Source organism: Roseovarius sp. (assembly GCF_040219995.1).
Classification (GTDB): domain Bacteria; phylum Pseudomonadota; class Alphaproteobacteria; order Rhodobacterales; family Rhodobacteraceae; genus Roseovarius.
The window spans coordinates 274,627-290,553 of the sequence record NZ_JAVJUC010000041.1 but is presented as its reverse complement, the minus strand read 5'-3'; the positions used below and the strand labels follow the sequence as shown (position 1 = coordinate 290,553).

Here is a 15,927-nt window from a genome sequence, read left to right as displayed (position 1 = left end):
CTGCGCCTCGATGTCCTCCTTCACCCGGTAGGAGCGGCCGTAGAAGCTGCGCTCGCGCCAGCCCGAGAGGTTGAGCACCGTCTCGCGCAGGGTCTTGGAGGGGATCGTGCCGGTATGCACCGACACGCCGCCCAGCTTGTCCTTCTTGTCGATCACCAGCACCCGCCGCTTGAGCTTGCCGGCCTGAATGGCCGCCGCGCGCCCGGCGGGACCGGAGCCGATGATGATCAGGTCGTAATGGCTCATGACTTACTCCGCATAGAGCGCCTCGGCATGGAAGGTGACGTGATCTTCCATGAAGGTGGAGATGAAGAAATAGCTGTGATCATAGCCCTTTTGCATGCGGAACGTGCCCTCCTGCCGCTGTGCGGTCATGGCTGCGGCCAGCGTTTCGGGGCGCAAGAGCTCAAGGAACTGATCGGAGGTGCCGGTATCCACCAGAACCGGCCCGTCAAAGCCGCGCTCTGCCATCAGAAGGCTGGCATCGTGGGCGGCCCATGCGGCCTCGTCCGCCCCGAGATAGGCGGCGAACTGCTTGCGGCCCCAATCGCCGCCCGTCGGGTTGCAGATCGGCGAAAAGGCCGAGACCGAGCGGAACCGGCCCGGCAGCGACATCGCCAGCGTCAGCGCGCCGTGCCCGCCCATGGAATGCCCGGTGATCGCCTGCCGGTCCATGTCGAGGGCGAATTCGCGGCCCAGAAGCGCGGGCAGTTCATCAGCCAGGTAATCCCACATGCGGAAATGCGGCGCCCAGGGATCTTGGGTGGCGTTGACATAAAACCCCGCCCCTTGCCCAAGGTCATAGGCCTCGTCATTGGCCACATCGTCGCCGCGCGGCGAGGTGTCGGGGAAGACCAATGCGATGCCCTGTTCCGCTGCCCAGCCCTGCGCGCCGGCCTTGACCATGGCGTTCTCATGGGTGCAGGTCAGGCCCGAGAGATACCATAGCACCGGGACCGGGCCGTCCTGCGCCTCGGCAGGCAGGAAGAGGCCAAAGGTCATGTCGCAGCCGCAGGCGTCGGATTTATGCGTATAGACCCCCTGCGTGCCGCCGAAACATGCGTTCTGCGAAACCGTTTCCATGTCTTTCTCCTCTTTCATCTTGGTAACTGTTCAGTAAAGCCGGGCGACCCAGCCGATCACAAGCGACACTGTGACGATGGCCGCGACCGTCGATATAAGGATGGCAGATGACACCCGTTTGGGGGCCACGCCGTAATGTTGCGCGATCATGAAGACATTGCCCGCGACAGGCAGGCTTGCCGCCGCGATCATCACCGCCGCTGCATAGGGCTGCACCTCGAAGAGGAGCAGCGCCGAGATCGCCACCGCGCCGGGATGCAGCACCAGCTTGCAGAACGAGAGCCACCCCGCCACGCTGGCACGCTCCGCCGATTTCGAGGCAAGCGATGCGCCGATGGCAAAAAGCGCGCCGGGGGTGGCGGCATCGCCCAGGATGCGCACGAAGGCGTTGATCGGATCGGGGATCGGCAGGCGCAGCGCCGACCACGCGAGCCCCAGCAGGATCGAGACGATCATCGGGTTTTTCAGCAGACCCAGCCCCACGGTGCGAAAGATCCGCAGGCTCATCCGGCCATCGCGCGAGCCGGTGATCAGGATCACCACCAGCGAGCCGAAGACGATCAGATCGACCGCCAGCATGACCATCACCCAGCCGATCGCCGCCTCGCCCATCAGCATCGCCAGCATCGGCACGCCGAGAAAGCCGACATTGCCGATCACCGCGCATTGCGCCTCGATCGCGGTTTCCTCCAGCCCGACGCGCCGGACCATCGCGACGATGGTGGCCAGCACATAGACCAATGTGGTGGCGGCGAGATAGGCCAGCACGAAATTCCAGTCGAGCACGTCCGACAGCGTCAGATTGGCGGAGAACCGGAACAGCATCGCCGAGAGCGCGAAGTAGAAGACGAATTTCGTGAGCCATGCGGTGGCCTCTTCGGGGAAGAACCCGCTGCGACCAGCCCCGTAGCCCAGACCGATGATCAGGAAGAATGGCAGGGTCTGGAGAAAAATGCTCAGCATGGGGATGTGTCGTAGCAGGTTCGCGGGCCACGTCAATCGGCGGTGCATGCCCAGAGGCGGGGCCACGCATCACGCCGGATTTGCGGCACATTGCTGCAACAAAACGCGGCACCTCGCGCCTGACGCCAAAAGGAGCGATTAACACGCGGCGGGATTATGCTATTGAACCGCAAGCCCCGGCAGTTCGGGCGGGGTCGGCATGTATCGCCCGCCCGCCAGCCGCCGGGCCGTGAAAAGTAAAATTGAGAAAAGACAAAAACATGAAGAAACGGGCTCTCATCACAGGCATCACCGGGCAGGACGGGTCATATCTGGCGGAATTCCTTCTGGACAAAGGCTATGAGGTGCACGGGATCAAGCGCCGTGCGTCGCTGTTCAACACGCAGCGCGTCGATCATCTCTATCAGGATCCGCATGTCACCAACCAGAATTTCAAGCTGCATTACGGCGATCTGACCGACAGTTCGAACCTGACCCGCATCCTGAGCGAGGTGCGGCCCGACGAGGTCTATAACCTCGGCGCGCAGAGCCATGTCGCCGTCAGTTTCGAGGCCCCGGAATATACCGCCGATGTGGATGGCATGGGCACGTTGCGCCTGCTGGAGGCGATCCGCTTTCTGGGACTGGAGAAAAGCACCCGGTTCTATCAGGCCTCGACATCGGAACTCTACGGGCTGGTGCAGGAAACCCCGCAGAGCGAGACGACGCCGTTCCACCCCCGCTCGCCCTATGCCGTGGCCAAGCTCTATGCCTACTGGATCACGGTCAACTATCGCGAGGCTTACGGCATGTATGCCTGTAACGGCATTCTCTTCAACCACGAGAGCCCGCGCCGCGGCGAGACCTTCGTGACCCGCAAGATCACGCGGGGGCTGGCCAATATCGCGCAGGGGCAGGAGGAGTGTCTCTACATGGGCAATATCGACGCGCTGCGCGATTGGGGCCATGCCAAGGATTACGTGCGCATGCAGTGGATGATGCTGCAACAGGACGCGCCCGAAGATTTCGTGATCGCCACGGGCAAGCAATATTCGGTGCGCGAGTTCATCATCTGGTCGGCGGCGGAACTGGGCATCACCCTGGAGTTTTCCGGCGAGGGGGTTGCAGAGGTCGGGACCGTGGCAGCGGTGACCGGCGACAAGGCCCCGGCAGTGAAGCCGGGCGATGTGCTGTTGCGGATCGACCCGCGCTATTTCCGCCCCGCCGAGGTGGAGACATTGCTGGGTGATCCGGCCAAGGCCAAGAAGGACCTGGGCTGGGTGCCCGAGATCACCGCGCAGGAGATGTGCGCCGAGATGGTCGCCGATGACCTGCGCACCGCGCGGCGGCATGCGCTGCTGCGCGAGCATGGCATGGACATGCCGGTGAGTTTCGAGAACGGGTGAGCGCAATGCGGATCTACATCGCCGGGCACAGGGGCATGGTGGGCGGCGCGATCCTGCGGCGGCTGCAGGCGCGGCAGGACGCGGGCGAGGCGATCGAGTTGATCACCGCGACCCATGCGGAGCTCGACCTGACGGATCAGGCCGCCGTGCGCGCCTTCATGGCCGATCAGCGCCCTGATGTGGTGATCCTGGCCGCTGCCCGCGTCGGCGGCATTCTCGCCAACAACACCTATCCGGCCGATTTCATCTATGAGAACCTGATGATCGAATGCAACGTGATCCATCAGGCGTATCAGGCCGGGGTGCGGCGGCTGTTGCAACTGGGATCAAGCTGCATCTACCCGCGCGAGGCCGCGCAGCCGATGCGCGAGGACGCGCTGCTGACCGGCCCGCTGGAGCCCACCAACGAGCCCTATGCGATCGCCAAGATCGCGGGCATCAAGCTCTGCGAGAGTTACAACCGGCAGCATGGCACCGATTACCGCTCGGTCATGCCCACGAACCTTTACGGCCCCGGCGACAATTTTCACCCCGAGAACAGCCATGTCCTGCCCGCCCTGATCCGGCGCTTTCACGAGGCGGCACAGGACGGGCGCGAGGAGGTGGTGATCTGGGGCACGGGCAAGCCGATGCGCGAGTTCCTGCATGTCGATGACATGGCCGAGGCATCGCTCTTCGTGCTGGACCTCGACAAAGCCGCCTATGACGCCAACACGCAGCCGATGCTGAGCCATATCAATGTCGGCACCGGGCAGGATGTGAGCATCCTGGAGCTGGCGCAGATGGTGGCGAAGGTGACGGACTATGAAGGGCGGATCACCACCGACCCGAGCAAGCCTGACGGCACCCTGCGCAAGCTGATGGATGTAAGCCGTCTGGATTGTATGGGCTGGCGCGCCTCCATCGCGTTGGAGGATGGGATCGCGGGCACCTATCGCTGGTTCCTGGATCATCAAGACGAGTTTCGCGGCTGACAAGTAGCCGAGGGGAGGTTGACCATGACTGAGGATATTCACCCGCTCCTGCTCTGCGGCGGCTCCGGCACCCGGCTCTGGCCACTGTCGCGCAAGAGCTATCCCAAGCAGTTCACAAAGCTGACCGGCGAAGAGAGCCTGTTTCAGGCCTCGGCGCGCCGCCTGTCCGGGGACGGGTATGCCGCCCCCGCGATCATCACCGGATCGGATTACCGCTTTGTCGTGACCGAGCAACTGGCCGGGGTGGAGATCGCCGCCGCTGCCACGCTGATCGAGCCCGAGGGGCGCAACACCGCGCCCGCGATCCTTGCGGGGGCGCTTGATCTAGAGGCACGCGCGCCCGGCGCGCTGATGCTGGTGGCGCCGTCGGATCACGTGATCCCCGATGCGCAGGCGTTTCGCGACGCGGTGCAGGCGGCGGTGCCTGCGGCGCGGGCGGGGCAGCTTGTCACCTTCGGCATCCGGCCTGACCGGGCCGAGACCGGCTATGGCTGGCTGCGCCTGAGCGCGGCCCCGAAGGCCGATTTCGCGCCGGTGCCGCAGCCCCTGAAGGGTTTTGTCGAGAAACCGGATGCGGCCACGGCAGAGGCCTTGCTGGCGGACGGCATGCATCTGTGGAACGCGGGCATTTTCCTGTTTTCCACCGAGGCCATTCTGGCCGCGTTCGAGACCCATCAGCCCGCGATGCTGGCCGCCGTGAGGCGCGCGCATGCAGCGGCAGAGCGCGACCTGCATTTCCTGCGTCTCGATCCCGGGGCCTGGGCCGCGTGCGAGAGCGAGTCGATCGACTACGCGGTGATGGAGAAGGCCGAGAACCTGACCGTCGTACCATACGGTGGCGCATGGTCGGATCTGGGCGGCTGGGATGCGGTCTGGCGCGAAAGCGGGCCGGATGCGGCAGGTATCGTTACCTCGGGCCCCGCCACCGCCATCGACTGCGCGGATACACTATTGCGGGCCGAGGACGCGCAACAGGCGCTGGTCGGTATCGGGCTGGAGGATATCATCGCCGTGGCCATGCCCGACGCGGTTCTGGTGGCGCATAAGGACCGCGCGCAGGACGTGAAAAAGGCGGTGGAGGCGCTGAAGAAACAGGGCGCGAAACAGGCTGAAACCCTGCCCCGCGACTACCGCCCCTGGGGCTGGTTCGAGAGCCTCGCCACCGGCGGACGGTTTCAGGTCAAGCGCATCCACGTGCATCCCGGGGCCGCCCTCTCCCTGCAAAGTCACCACCACCGATCCGAGCACTGGATCGTCGTCGCGGGTACGGCCAAGGTGACCATCGACGACAAGGTGAGGCTGATCAGCGAGAACGAGTCGGTCTATATCCCGCTGGGTGCGGTGCACCGGATGGAGAACCCCGGAAAGGTGCCGATGGTCCTGATCGAGGTGCAGACCGGCAGCTATCTGGGCGAGGATGACATCATCCGCTTTGAGGATGTCTATGCGCGCGGACAGGGGGCCAAGGGCTGATCACATCCAGCGCCCGATTGCGGTGACGGTGATATCGGGCGTGCCGGTGACTGACGTCGCCGCATGGGCGCGCAGACTGCCGCTCAGGTGATCCCCCGCGACGGCGCTGATCCACACGCCATCTTGGGTCGTGGCACTGGCCGTAAGGGTCGGGCGGGTGCCGGGGGCGAAGGGGGCGGGATAGCTCCAGCTAGTTGGCGACGCCCCGCGAAAGAGCGCGCCATTGGCGATGTCAGGCGCGTCGAGCGTGAGGCTGTGCTGGCAGATCTGGGTGCCGTCGGGATAGCGCACATAGCTGCCATCCGGGCCAGTGTCGCGGGTCATGTTATGCGCGCCCGAGAGCGCGGCCCAATCCCCCCATGCACCGCCCGCATACGTGCGAAAGGCAAGGCGCTGACCATCCGCATCCAGCAGGATCTGCGCCAGTTCACCAGCGCCGCCACGCAGGATCAGGCAGGTGCCGGGACCGGTCGCGCCCGTTGTGGTCGCCGTCACCGCGTAGACGCCCGAGGCCGAGCCCTGTGCGTCGAGATCGGCCAGCACCGGCACCGCCTGCGCGCCATCCTGACCCCAGCCGAACGCCCCCACGCGCAGCAGCCGCCCCGCCGTCGCATCATCTGCCGCCTGCTGCACTGCCGTGCCCGAGGCCAGACCGCTCGCGGCGTCAAGGCTGAGCGCGGTGAACCATGTGCCGCCATCGGCGCTGACCTTGATCGCGAAATCGTCTGACCCGGCGGTGCCCATCTCGGCGCGCCCGCCAAAGCCGGTCTGAAAGAGCAGGCTGGCGGTGTCGCCCTCGGCGGCCTTGTTGATTTTGAGCTGATGACCCGCGCCCTCGTGATTGAAGAGGGTCGCAGGTGCGGCCACCGTGAGACGGTTGACCGCGTCGAAACCTGCATTGATGCCGACCCCGGCGAGATTGACGAGGTCGGGCGGCGCCAGTGGCCCCCATGCCCCGCCCGCCTGCCGCAACAGACGGCCCGTGCTTTTGTCGAGCGCGATCCACCCCTCCTGCGGGGCGATAAACCGCCAGGTGCCGTCGATCAGCGCCGCGACGCTGCCCGCCTCACCCGCCCACGCGCCTTCGGGCGCGGGGCCGATCGCCCAGACCTCGCCATCCTCCGGTGCAGCGGGCGGGATATTGGCCTCGACCGCCTCGACGGCGAGTTGCACCACCGTGTCGAGCGTCGCGAGCGCCTCGTTGTGGGTGACGTGTTTCTGCGCCTGCGACGGTTGAATGAATGGCAGGGCAAGGCGCGGGGAATGGTCGGGCATCGGGTTGGCCTCCGGAGGTGGGACAATCGTAAAGACTGCGCACACTCTTGGAGCGAAGCCTTGCCAATCCCTGAACCGGGCGTGCGTTGCGCGCCCTAGCCGTGCGTTGCGAGGCGGCGGATGAGCGGGGCCATGATCAGCGGTGTGAGATACATCGGCAGTTGGTAGCAGCCGATGAAGAGGAGCAGCGCCGCGCCGGTGTCGGGCGGCAATGCGCCGAGGAAAAGCGCGAGGTTGCGGTTGCCCGCGACGATGGCGAGAGCGGGGGCGGCAGGGGCCTCGGGGCCGTTGCGCAGAAGGAGCAGCGCGCCGATCTGCGCGCCGAAATTGAGCGTGAAGACGGCGGCGAGGGTCAGCCAGAGTTCCGTTGACGGGTCGAGGATCGCAGGCCCCACCGCCGACATCAGCCCTACCACGACCACCGCCATCACCTGCGTGATCAGGCCGTCCACCGCGCCCTGTCCCTCGGCGGCGCGCAGCCACGGCACCGCGCGGCGCAGGAGCATGCCCGCGCCCCCTGCAACTGCGATCACCGCCAGCAGCCGCAGCGCGGCCATCGCCACCACCTCGGGCGCGCCAAAGACCGGCAGGATCCAAAAGACCGGCAGCACCGTCAGCGGCAAAAGCGCCGTGCCCAGCACCAGTTGCCGCAAGGCCGGGGCCGGATCGCCGCCCGCCATGATGGTCAGGCCCGGACTGCCGGTCAGTGGGGCGGCGGCCAGCACCAGCACCGCGCCAATCCCGATGATCGTCTCCATCGCGTCAAGCACCCAGAGCCCGGCAATCGCGCAGAGCGGCAAGACCACCTGCAGGATCAGTGTGGCGATCAGGAACCGTGGCAGGGCGCGTGCGCCGGGAAAGGCCGCAACCACATCGACCCGCAGGGTCGCAAGGAACAGCATCAACGCGATCAACGGAAAGATCAGCGGCTCCATCGCGCGGGCAAGGCCGGGGGCGAGAATGCCCACCACCAGCCCAAGCACCAGAACCAGCCGCCCATGCCGCGCCAGCGCGTGAAGCACAGGGGTCACAGCGCCGCCGCGCCCCGCGCCGCCTGATCATAGCTGCCCGAGAGCGTGCGCAAGAGGCCCGCCAGCCGCGACAGTTCGGCCTTGTCCAGCCCCAACTGCCGCACCGAGCGGACCAGCAGACGCTCGCGTACGCGACCGTATTGGGTGCAATAGTACTGCCCGGCTGTGGTGATCTGCACGGTCTTTTCCTTGCCCGATCGCCCGGTGATGATCAGGCCGTGCCCAGCCAGTTTCTTGACTGCGTAATTCACCAGATGGGTGTCCTCTATGTTGAGCACGAGACAGATATCGGCGAGGCTTTTGGGGCGTTCGCGGTGATGCACCAGATGCACGATCAACACTTCGAGCGGGGTCAGCCCCGGCATGCCCGAGGCGGTCATGCAGCGCACGATCCAGCGTTGAAAGGCGTTGTTCGCCATGGTCAGGGCAAACTCCATCTCCGACAGTTCCGGCAGGCCGGAATTTGCCAGATGCGCCGAGGACACGACCGGCCCTAGCGCGCCAGCATCGTCTGAGGGATCCATAGCGCAATCTCCGGGAATAGGGTCAGGATGGCGGTGGCGAGCACCAGCAGAAGGAAGAAGGGAAAGGCGTGGCGCGCGATTTGAAATATGCTGCGTCCGGTGATGGATTGCAGCACGAAGAGGTTGAAGCCCACCGGCGGTGTGATCTGGCTCATCTCGACCACCAGCACGAGGAAGATGCCGAACCAAATGGGGTCGATCCCCGCCGCCAGCACCATCGGCAGGATGACCGAGGTGGTCAGCACAACGATGGAAATCCCGTCGAGGAACATGCCCAGCACGATGAAGAACACCACCAATGCGGCCAGGAGCATGTTGGCCGAATAGCCCTGTTCGCCGATCCATGCCGCCAGCGCGCGGGGGATGCCGGTATAGCCCATGGCAACGGTCAGAAAGGCCGCCCCGGCGAGGATGAAGGAGATCATGCAGGTGGTGATCGTGGCCCCCCGCAGCGCGCCCCATGTGCTCTCCCAATTGAGCGAGCCACCCAAAGCCGACAGAATCAGCGCGCCCAGCACGCCGACCACCGCCGCCTCGGTCGGTGAGGCGAGCCCGGCATAGATCGAGCCGATGACGGCAATGATCAGCAGGATGGTCGGCCCAAGGAGGACCACGGCGCGCAGCTTGTCCCCGAGCGAGGTGGCGGGCTCTGCCGCAGGCATCTTGTCGCGATGGGTCAGCGCCCAGAGCATCGTGTAGCCCGAGAAAAGCGACGCCAGCAGCAGCCCCGGGCCGATGCCCGCAAGGAACAGCCGCGCGATGCTCTGCTCGGTCGCAGCCCCGTAGACGATCAGGATGATCGAAGGCGGGATCAGAAAGCCGAAGGTGCCGGACCCGGCCAGCGTGCCGATGATCATCCGGTCGTCATAGCCACGCCGGGTGAGTTCGGGCACCGACATCCGCCCCACCGTGGCGGTGGTGGCCGCCGACGAGCCCGAGACGGCGGCGAAGAGCGCGCAGCCGAAGATGTTGGCGTGCAGGAGCCGCCCCGGCAGGCGACCCGTGAGCGGCGCCAGCCCCGAGAACATGTCGGACGAGAGCCGCGAGCGGAACAGGATCTCGCCCATCCAGATGAACATCGGCAGCGCGGTCAGATCCCAGATATTGAGCGCGCCCCAGACCTTGGTGCCGAACACCAGTTCCGCAGGTGCAGTCGAGGCCAGCATCATCGCGGCGAGTGCGACGGCAATCAGGGAAAACCCCACCCAGAGGCCAAGCGCCAGACAGCCGAAGAGGATGACGACGAGGATCAGCGAGAGAAGTTCAATGCCCATCGGTCTTGCCCTGTTTCTCGGCCTCGGCGCGCAGAAAGGCCGGGTCTTGCCCGCGCAGCACGGCGAGCGTCTCGTCCAGAAGCGCGATCCAGAAGATCACGAGCCCCAGCACCATCACCCCTTGCGGTATCCAGAGCGGGAATTTCGCCATGCCGAAGGACACCGCGTTGAACGCCCAGGAATCCCAGGCCTGCACCCCGGCGCTGTAGAGTGCGAAGGCCCCCAGCCCAAGCGCGAGCAGCAGCACCAGCCCCGCAAGGGCGCGGCGCAGACCGGGCGACACAGATTGCGTCAGCATCGTCACCCGCACATGGCCCGCAGCGCGTAGCGTGCCTGCAAGTGCCATGAAAACCGCGCCGACGAAGAGAAATCCGCCGAATTCCGACAGCGAGGTGATGGCGATGCCGACAGGTTCCTGCCCGATGGCCAGCATCGCCTTGTCAATGACGCGGCCCGTCACCTGCACCAGCACCAGCACGGCAATCGCCACGAGCGCCAATGCGGCCAGAACAAAGCCCGCATCGTAAAGACGGTCGAGCAGCCTGCGGATCATGCGCGGCCCCCTTTCTGTCAGAGGAGGGACGCGGGGCGTTTCACCCCGCGCCAGTCAGGATCAGTCAGGATCAGCGCGCGTTATAGGCCGACAGGATCGCGGCCCCTGCATCCCCGGCCTGCGACTGCCATTCCTTGGTCATGGTCTCGCCGATCTCGCGCAATTCGCGGGCCAGCGTGTCGGAGGGCTGCGACACCTGCATGCCGTTCTCCTTGAGGGCTGCGATCTTTTCCTCGGTCTCGGCCATCGACATTTCCCAACCGCGCAGTTCCGCCTCGGCCGAGGCCTCGATCAACGCCTGCTGCTGATCGGCGCTCAGCGCCTCGAAGGCGCGGGTGTTGACGAAGACCATGTTCTTGGGCAGCCAGGCCTGCGTGTCGATATAGTGGCTGACGAAATCCCAGGCCTGCGACGACACGCCGGTCGACGGAGAGGTGATCATCGCCTCGACCCGCGAGGTGGAAAAGGCTGTCGGGATATCACCCGCCTCGACCGTGGTCGGCACTGCGCCCATCAGCTGTGCCAGACGCTCGGTCGCGGTGTTGTAGGCGCGAAAGCTGACGCCCTGCATGTCCGAGATCGAGTCGATTTCCTCGGTCAGGTAGAGGCTCTGCCCCGGCCACGGCACGGCAAAGAGCAGGGTCAGCCCCTGATCGGCCAGCTTGGCCGCGATCTGATTGCGCGAGGCGGCCCAGAGTTTCGAGGCATCCTCGTAGCTTGCCGCCAGAAACGGCACCGAATCGACGCCGAAGACCGCGTCCTCGTTGGCCAGCTGCGACATCAGGATCTCGCCAATCGGCGCCAGGCCCCGGCGCACCGAGTCGCGGATTTCCGGATGGGCATAGAGCGAGCCCGCCGAGTGCACGGTGATGGTCAGCTCGCCCTCGGTCGCGCTCGCGACTTCATCGGCGAATTGCATGATGTTCTGGGTATGAAACACCGAATCGCCATACGGTGTCGGCATGTCCCATGCGGTCTGCGCCTGCGCGGCACAGACGCTCATGGCGAAGGCCCCCGACAGGGCCAGTGTGGTGAAATGTTTCATGGTCGTCTCCCTGGGTTCTGTTTTGATCTGGTGCCGGGTGTTGCCCCGGTTCTGAGGAAAGCCTGACCTGTCACTTGCATTTTGTCAACAAATTGTCATTGTGGCGCACCGAGCTGAGCCCAACATGCGGAACCTCCGGGTTTTCTGGACCGGGTGGATTGCGCACTCCTCTCGTATCATCCCGCCTGGGCCGGGCGCGGCAGTGACCACGCCCACGGCGGGCGGCGTCGGTGCCGACCGGACAAGGCCGTTTGCAATGGCCTTGTCACGCGCTTTGCAAAGCGCGTGAAAGCGGCCTCGACGCCGCTTTGGAAGCCGTTTAAAACGGCTTCCCGCCAGACCTCAGCGATGGGCAGTGGCGGCCATCGTGGCAACGCCGTCGGTCTCGCGGCGCACCCGCAGGCTCAGCCCCTCGTCGCTCTCGCGCGCCTCGATCGCGACCGGCGCGTTGCAGATGAGCGGCGCGAGCCCGCGATAAGTGAACCGTTTGGGCAGCTGCCCCATGAGGTGCGTGGCAAAGTTCATCATCCACACGGCCTGCATCGGGCCATGCACGACAAGGCCGTCATACCCCTCCACCCCCGTGGCATAGGGGTGATCGTAATGGATGCGGTGCCCGTTGAAGGTGAGCGCCGAGAAGCGAAAGAGCAGCGTCGGATCTGGGGTAATGTGCCACGCCGACGCCCCCGGCCAATCCTCGGCGCGCTCGGGGGCGCGGGCCTCCCCGGGCTTGGGGTCCTCGCGATAGACGATGTCCTGCAGTTCAGACACCCGCGCCTCGCCAGCCACCTTGTAGGTATGGCGCTGCGTGACGAAGCCCAGCTTGCCACTGCGCCCCTCCTTGAACGCCACATCCTCGATCAGCGTCTCGCGGGTTACAAGATCACCGGGCGCAAAGGGCGCGTGAAAGGTCAGATCGCCCCCCGCCCACATCCGGCGCGGCAGCGGCAGCGCGGGCAGGAAAAGGCCGGTCTTGGGGTGGCAATCGCGGCCCAGCTTGTCCGGGGCCACCGCATCCGGCACGAGACACCAGTGCAGCCCAACCGGCACCTCGGCCTCGGCGAGATACCCGTCGAGCGTGGCGCGATACTGCGTGATCAGCCGCTCGGACATCGGCTCTGACCGCGCATAGCCCCAGCCGATCCAGTCGCTGTAATCGCTCATCTCACGCCCCCCGTCCCGACCCGTAGGATTTGGGCAGCCCCAGCACCTGCTCGGCGATATAGCACAGGATCAGGTTGGTCGAGATCGGCGCGATCTGGTAGAGCCGCGCCTCGCGCCATTTACGCTCCACGTCGTATTCCTCGGCAAAGGCAAAGCCGCCATGGGTCTGCATACAGGCCTCGCCCGCTTCCCAGCTTGCCTCGGACGCCAAGAGCTTGGCAGCATTGGCCTCGACGCCGGGGTTGTCGCCTGCGTCATACATCGCCGCCGCGCGGTAGACGATGGCCTCCGCCGCCATCAGATGCGCCTGCGCGCGCGCCAGCGGAAACTGCACGCCCTGATTGGCGCCGATCGCCTCGCCGAAGACGGCCCGTTCGCGGGCATAATCCGACCCGGTTTTCAGGAACCACTTGGCGTCGCCGATGCATTCGGCGGCAATCAGGATACGCTCGGAATTCATGCCCGAGAGGATATAGCGAAAGCCCTTGCCCTCCTCACCGATCAGGCTGCCGGCGGGGATGCGCAGGTTGTCGAAGAACACCTCGGTGGTGGCGTGGTTGATCATCGTGCGGATCGGACGGATCTCCACGCCTCGGCCCACCTTGTCCCGCAGATCGACGAGGAAGACCGAGAGGCCATCGGTTTTCGACTTGGCCTCGGCGCGCGGCGTGGTGCGTGCCAGCAGGATCATCAGGTCGGAATGCTCCACCCGCGAGGTCCAGATCTTCTGACCGTTGATGACATAGTCATCGCCGTCGCGCCGCGCCGTGGTCTTGAGCGCGAGCGTATCGGTGCCGCTTGTGGGTTCGGTCACGCCAAAGGCCTGCAAGCGCAGCGTGCCGTCGGCGATGCCCGGCAGATAGGCGGCCTTTTGCGCCTCGGACCCGTGCCGCAGCAGCGTGCCCATCGTGTACATCTGCGCGTGACAGGCGGCGGCGTTGCAGCCAGAGCGGTGAATTTCCTCGAGGATCACCGAGGCCGCCGTCAAGTTCAGCCCCGATCCGCCGTATTCTTCGGGGATCATCGCCGCCAGATAGCCCTCGCGGATAAGCGCATCGACAAACGCCTTGGGATAGGCCCGCCGCGCATCCAGATCGCGCCAGTAGTGGCCCGGAAACGCAGCACAGACCTGCGCCACCCCGTCGCGAATATCGGCATATTCCGCCGTAGGATCAAAAGACGTCATTCCAGCCCCTTCGTTTTCTTGCCGCCCCTGATTGGCAGGTTTTGGCGGGTAATGGAATATTCACAACGGGGTTTTCCATTCCCCCTGCTCTGGGGCATGGTGCGCCGAACCCGATCCAATCAGGAGGCCCCCATGCGCACCGACCTTTCCGGTCTTCTTGTCGTCTCGCTCGAACAGGCGGTCGCCGCCCCCTATGCCTCGAACCGTCTGGCCGAGGCGGGGGCGCGGGTGATCAAGGTGGAGCGCCCCGAGGGCGATTTCGCGCGCGGATATGACAGCCTCGTGCATGGTGAGAGCGCCTATTTCGTCTGGCTCAACCGGGGCAAGGAATCGGTCTGTCTCGACCTGCGTGACGAAGAAGATCGCGCGCTGATGGAGCGGATGCTGGCCCGGGCGGATATCTTCATCCAGAACCTCGCGCCGGGGGCCATCGACCGGCTGGGCTTTGCCCCCGACCGGCTGCGCACCGATTATCCTGGCCTCATTACCGTGTCGATCTCGGGCTATGGCGAGGAGGGGCCACTCTCTGATCTCAAGGCCTATGACCTGCTGGTGCAGGCCGAAACCGGGCTGTCGTCGATCACCGGCAACGCGGCAGGCCCGGCGCGCACCGGGGTGTCGGTCTGCGATATCGCGGCGGGAATGACGGCCTATCAATCCATCCTCGAGGCGCTGATCGGGCGCGCCACGACCGGCGCGGGGCGGCATATCGCGGTGTCGCTCTTTCACGCGCTCAGCGACTGGATGAACGTTCCTTTCCTGCAATATGCCTATGGCGGCAAGGTGCCGCCGCGCGCGGGCCTCAATCATCCGACCATCGCGCCCTACGGTGTCTATGAGGGCAGCGACGGCAAATCCGTGCTGATCTCGATCCAGAACGAGCGGGAATGGGCCATATTCTGCGAGACGATCCTCGGCGATGCCGCGCTCGCCCGCGATCCGCGATTTGACAGCAATTCGAACCGCGTCGCCAATCGTGCCGCCCTAGATGCGGTGCTGCGCCCGGTCTTTGCCGCCGTGTCCCGTGACGAGATGGCCGACCGCCTGCGCGCCGCGCGCATCGCCTATGGCCGTGTCAGCGAGATGGAGGACGTGGTGAGCCACCCGCAGAACCGCTATGTCACCGTCGAGACGCCGAGCGGCCCGGTGCGGATGCTGGCCCCGGGCGCGTTGGTCGACAACACCCCGGCCACGCCCGGCCCGGTGCCCGGTCTGGGGGCGCATACGGGTGCGCTGCGCGACGAATTCGGAGAGGCGTGAGGCGATGGACACAGGCGAACGGATCGTTGCGACCCTGAAGGAGACCGGCGCGCGCGACGTGCTCGATATCGGCTGTGGGCGGGGCGCGCTTGCCCGGCGTCTGGTCCGCGAGGGCCTTGCCGTGACGGGTATTGACCCCGCACCCGACGCCATCGCGGCGGCGCAAGAGAGCGTGCCCGAGGCACAGTTCACGGTTGCCGGGGCCGAGGCGCTGCCGTTTGATCCGGGCCGTTTCGATGCCTGCGTGTTTCTCAATTCCCTGCATCACGTGCCGGTGCCGCTGATGGGGCAGGCGTTGCACGAGGCGCTGCGGGTGTTACGCCCCGGCGGTGAGGTGATCGTGGTGGAGCCACTGGCCGAGGGGCCGTTTTTCGAGGTGATGCGCCCGGTCGAGGATGAAACCGAGATCCGCCGCGCCGCCATGGCCGCGATCGACGCGCTCTTGGCTGCGGGGGTGGCGACTGGCCCCGCGCCGGAAACATGGTCGCGGCCCACGCCGGTGGCCGACACAGAGGCGTTCATCGACACCCTCGCCCGCGTCGACCCCGCCCGCCGCGCGGTGGCCGAGGCGCAGCGCGAGCGGCTCGCCGATCTCTTTGCCCGCCACGCGACCGAAGGCCCCAAAGGCCCCGAACTTTATCAGCCCCTGCGTCTCTGGCGATTGCGGCCGATCTGAGCGTTCGGGCAAATTCGCTCTGGATTGATATGTGTTTTTGTGCTTTTTTTCCCGATGAGGG

The 15,927-nt window shown here is 65.7% G+C and carries 16 protein-coding genes; 5 read left to right on the top strand and 11 right to left on the bottom strand.

Features of this window, described 5'->3' with window-relative positions; all coding sequences use genetic code 11:
- The 3 genes from RID11_RS17990 to RID11_RS17980 form a co-directional block, all read right to left on the bottom strand.
- On the bottom strand, positions 1-246 hold a 246-nt coding region (locus RID11_RS17990), incomplete at its 3' end, for an FAD-dependent oxidoreductase (protein WP_350141592.1).
- 3 nt (positions 247-249) lie between these two features.
- Positions 250-1,083, bottom strand: a complete 834-nt coding sequence (gene fghA, locus RID11_RS17985) for an S-formylglutathione hydrolase (RefSeq protein ID WP_350141590.1) — start codon at positions 1,081-1,083, stop codon at positions 250-252.
- A gap of 30 nt (positions 1,084-1,113) precedes the next feature.
- Entirely contained in the window at positions 1,114-2,046 is a 933-nt protein-coding gene (locus RID11_RS17980) for an AEC family transporter (protein WP_050662377.1), read from the bottom strand.
- A 260-nt stretch (positions 2,047-2,306) separates the two neighbouring features.
- On the opposite strand from RID11_RS17980, the gene gmd reads away from it, so the two are divergent.
- Genes gmd through RID11_RS17965 form a run of 3 tightly spaced genes read left to right on the top strand, consistent with a single transcriptional unit; the run spans position 2,307 to position 5,878 of the window.
- The gene (gene gmd, locus RID11_RS17975; RefSeq protein WP_350141587.1) at positions 2,307-3,431 is read left to right on the top strand and encodes a GDP-mannose 4,6-dehydratase; all 1,125 of its coding nucleotides are present in this window, start codon (positions 2,307-2,309) and stop codon (positions 3,429-3,431) included.
- A 5-nt stretch (positions 3,432-3,436) separates the two neighbouring features.
- On the top strand, positions 3,437-4,405 hold the full coding sequence (gene fcl / locus RID11_RS17970) for a GDP-L-fucose synthase (protein WP_350141585.1): 969 nt from the start codon (positions 3,437-3,439) through the stop codon (positions 4,403-4,405).
- Positions 4,406-4,429: 24 nt separating this feature from the next.
- A complete protein-coding gene (locus tag RID11_RS17965) occupies positions 4,430-5,878 on the top strand; it encodes a mannose-1-phosphate guanylyltransferase/mannose-6-phosphate isomerase (protein WP_350141583.1) in 1,449 nt (482 codons plus the stop codon).
- Here RID11_RS17965 and RID11_RS17960 read toward each other — a convergent pair whose 3' ends face one another.
- The 8 genes from RID11_RS17960 to RID11_RS17925 all read right to left on the bottom strand — a co-directional run bounded on the left by RID11_RS17960 (position 5,879) and on the right by RID11_RS17925 (position 13,930).
- On the bottom strand, positions 5,879-7,153 hold the full coding sequence (locus tag RID11_RS17960) for a DUF2793 domain-containing protein (RefSeq protein ID WP_350141582.1): 1,275 nt from the start codon (positions 7,151-7,153) through the stop codon (positions 5,879-5,881).
- Positions 7,154-7,248: 95 nt separating this feature from the next.
- A complete protein-coding gene (locus tag RID11_RS17955) occupies positions 7,249-8,184 on the bottom strand; it encodes a hypothetical protein (protein WP_350141581.1) in 936 nt (311 codons plus the stop codon).
- Positions 8,181-8,708, bottom strand: coding sequence for a winged helix DNA-binding protein (locus RID11_RS17950; protein WP_350141579.1), 528 nt, complete (start codon positions 8,706-8,708; stop codon positions 8,181-8,183). The genes RID11_RS17955 and RID11_RS17950 overlap by 4 nt, the downstream gene beginning before the upstream one ends.
- The gene (locus RID11_RS17945; protein ID WP_350141577.1) at positions 8,678-9,982 is read right to left on the bottom strand and encodes a TRAP transporter large permease; all 1,305 of its coding nucleotides are present in this window, start codon (positions 9,980-9,982) and stop codon (positions 8,678-8,680) included. The genes RID11_RS17950 and RID11_RS17945 overlap by 31 nt, the downstream gene beginning before the upstream one ends.
- Positions 9,972-10,535 carry a TRAP transporter small permease gene (locus tag RID11_RS17940; protein WP_350141575.1) on the bottom strand — a complete coding sequence of 188 codons (564 nt, stop codon included), beginning with the start codon at positions 10,533-10,535 and terminating at the stop codon, positions 9,972-9,974. The genes RID11_RS17945 and RID11_RS17940 overlap by 11 nt, the downstream gene beginning before the upstream one ends.
- A gap of 70 nt (positions 10,536-10,605) precedes the next feature.
- Positions 10,606-11,580, bottom strand: coding sequence for a TRAP transporter substrate-binding protein (locus RID11_RS17935; protein ID WP_350141573.1), 975 nt, complete (start codon positions 11,578-11,580; stop codon positions 10,606-10,608).
- 342 nt (positions 11,581-11,922) lie between these two features.
- On the bottom strand, positions 11,923-12,744 hold the full coding sequence (locus tag RID11_RS17930; RefSeq protein ID WP_350141572.1) for an HTD2 family dehydratase: 822 nt from the start codon (positions 12,742-12,744) through the stop codon (positions 11,923-11,925).
- A gap of 1 nt (position 12,745) precedes the next feature.
- A complete protein-coding gene (locus RID11_RS17925) occupies positions 12,746-13,930 on the bottom strand; it encodes an acyl-CoA dehydrogenase family protein (protein WP_350141570.1) in 1,185 nt (394 codons plus the stop codon).
- Positions 13,931-14,062: 132 nt separating this feature from the next.
- Here RID11_RS17925 and RID11_RS17920 point away from each other — a divergent pair, with 132 nt between their 5' ends.
- Both RID11_RS17920 and RID11_RS17915 read left to right on the top strand, forming a co-directional pair.
- Positions 14,063-15,190: a CaiB/BaiF CoA transferase family protein gene (locus RID11_RS17920; protein ID WP_350141568.1), complete on the top strand. Its 1,128-nt coding sequence runs from the start codon at positions 14,063-14,065 to the stop codon at positions 15,188-15,190.
- Between the two features lie 4 nt (positions 15,191-15,194).
- On the top strand, positions 15,195-15,866 hold the full coding sequence (locus RID11_RS17915; protein ID WP_350141567.1) for a class I SAM-dependent methyltransferase: 672 nt from the start codon (positions 15,195-15,197) through the stop codon (positions 15,864-15,866).
- The last annotated feature ends 61 nt before the right edge of the window (positions 15,867-15,927 follow it).

Excerpts from the sequence above, each read along its gene's own strand:
- RID11_RS17940 (WP_350141575.1), bottom strand. The coding sequence starts at position 10,535 with ATGATCCGCAGGCTGCTCGACCGTCTTTACGATGCGGGCTTTGTTCTG.
- RID11_RS17935 (WP_350141573.1), bottom strand. The coding sequence starts at position 11,580 with ATGAAACATTTCACCACACTGGCCCTGTCGGGGGCCTTCGCCATGAGC.
- fghA (WP_350141590.1), bottom strand. The coding sequence starts at position 1,083 with ATGGAAACGGTTTCGCAGAACGCATGTTTCGGCGGCACGCAGGGGGTC.
- RID11_RS17965 (WP_350141583.1), top strand. The coding sequence starts at position 4,430 with ATGACTGAGGATATTCACCCGCTCCTGCTCTGCGGCGGCTCCGGCACC.
- RID11_RS17980 (WP_050662377.1), bottom strand. The coding sequence starts at position 2,046 with ATGCTGAGCATTTTTCTCCAGACCCTGCCATTCTTCCTGATCATCGGT.
- RID11_RS17915 (WP_350141567.1), top strand. The coding sequence starts at position 15,195 with ATGGACACAGGCGAACGGATCGTTGCGACCCTGAAGGAGACCGGCGCG.
- RID11_RS17945 (WP_350141577.1), bottom strand. The coding sequence starts at position 9,982 with ATGGGCATTGAACTTCTCTCGCTGATCCTCGTCGTCATCCTCTTCGGC.
- RID11_RS17920 (WP_350141568.1), top strand. The coding sequence starts at position 14,063 with ATGCGCACCGACCTTTCCGGTCTTCTTGTCGTCTCGCTCGAACAGGCG.
- RID11_RS17930 (WP_350141572.1), bottom strand. The coding sequence starts at position 12,744 with ATGAGCGATTACAGCGACTGGATCGGCTGGGGCTATGCGCGGTCAGAG.
- RID11_RS17950 (WP_350141579.1), bottom strand. The coding sequence starts at position 8,708 with ATGGATCCCTCAGACGATGCTGGCGCGCTAGGGCCGGTCGTGTCCTCG.
- RID11_RS17925 (WP_350141570.1), bottom strand. The coding sequence starts at position 13,930 with ATGACGTCTTTTGATCCTACGGCGGAATATGCCGATATTCGCGACGGG.
- fcl (WP_350141585.1), top strand. The coding sequence starts at position 3,437 with ATGCGGATCTACATCGCCGGGCACAGGGGCATGGTGGGCGGCGCGATC.
- gmd (WP_350141587.1), top strand. The coding sequence starts at position 2,307 with ATGAAGAAACGGGCTCTCATCACAGGCATCACCGGGCAGGACGGGTCA.
- RID11_RS17960 (WP_350141582.1), bottom strand. The coding sequence starts at position 7,153 with ATGCCCGACCATTCCCCGCGCCTTGCCCTGCCATTCATTCAACCGTCG.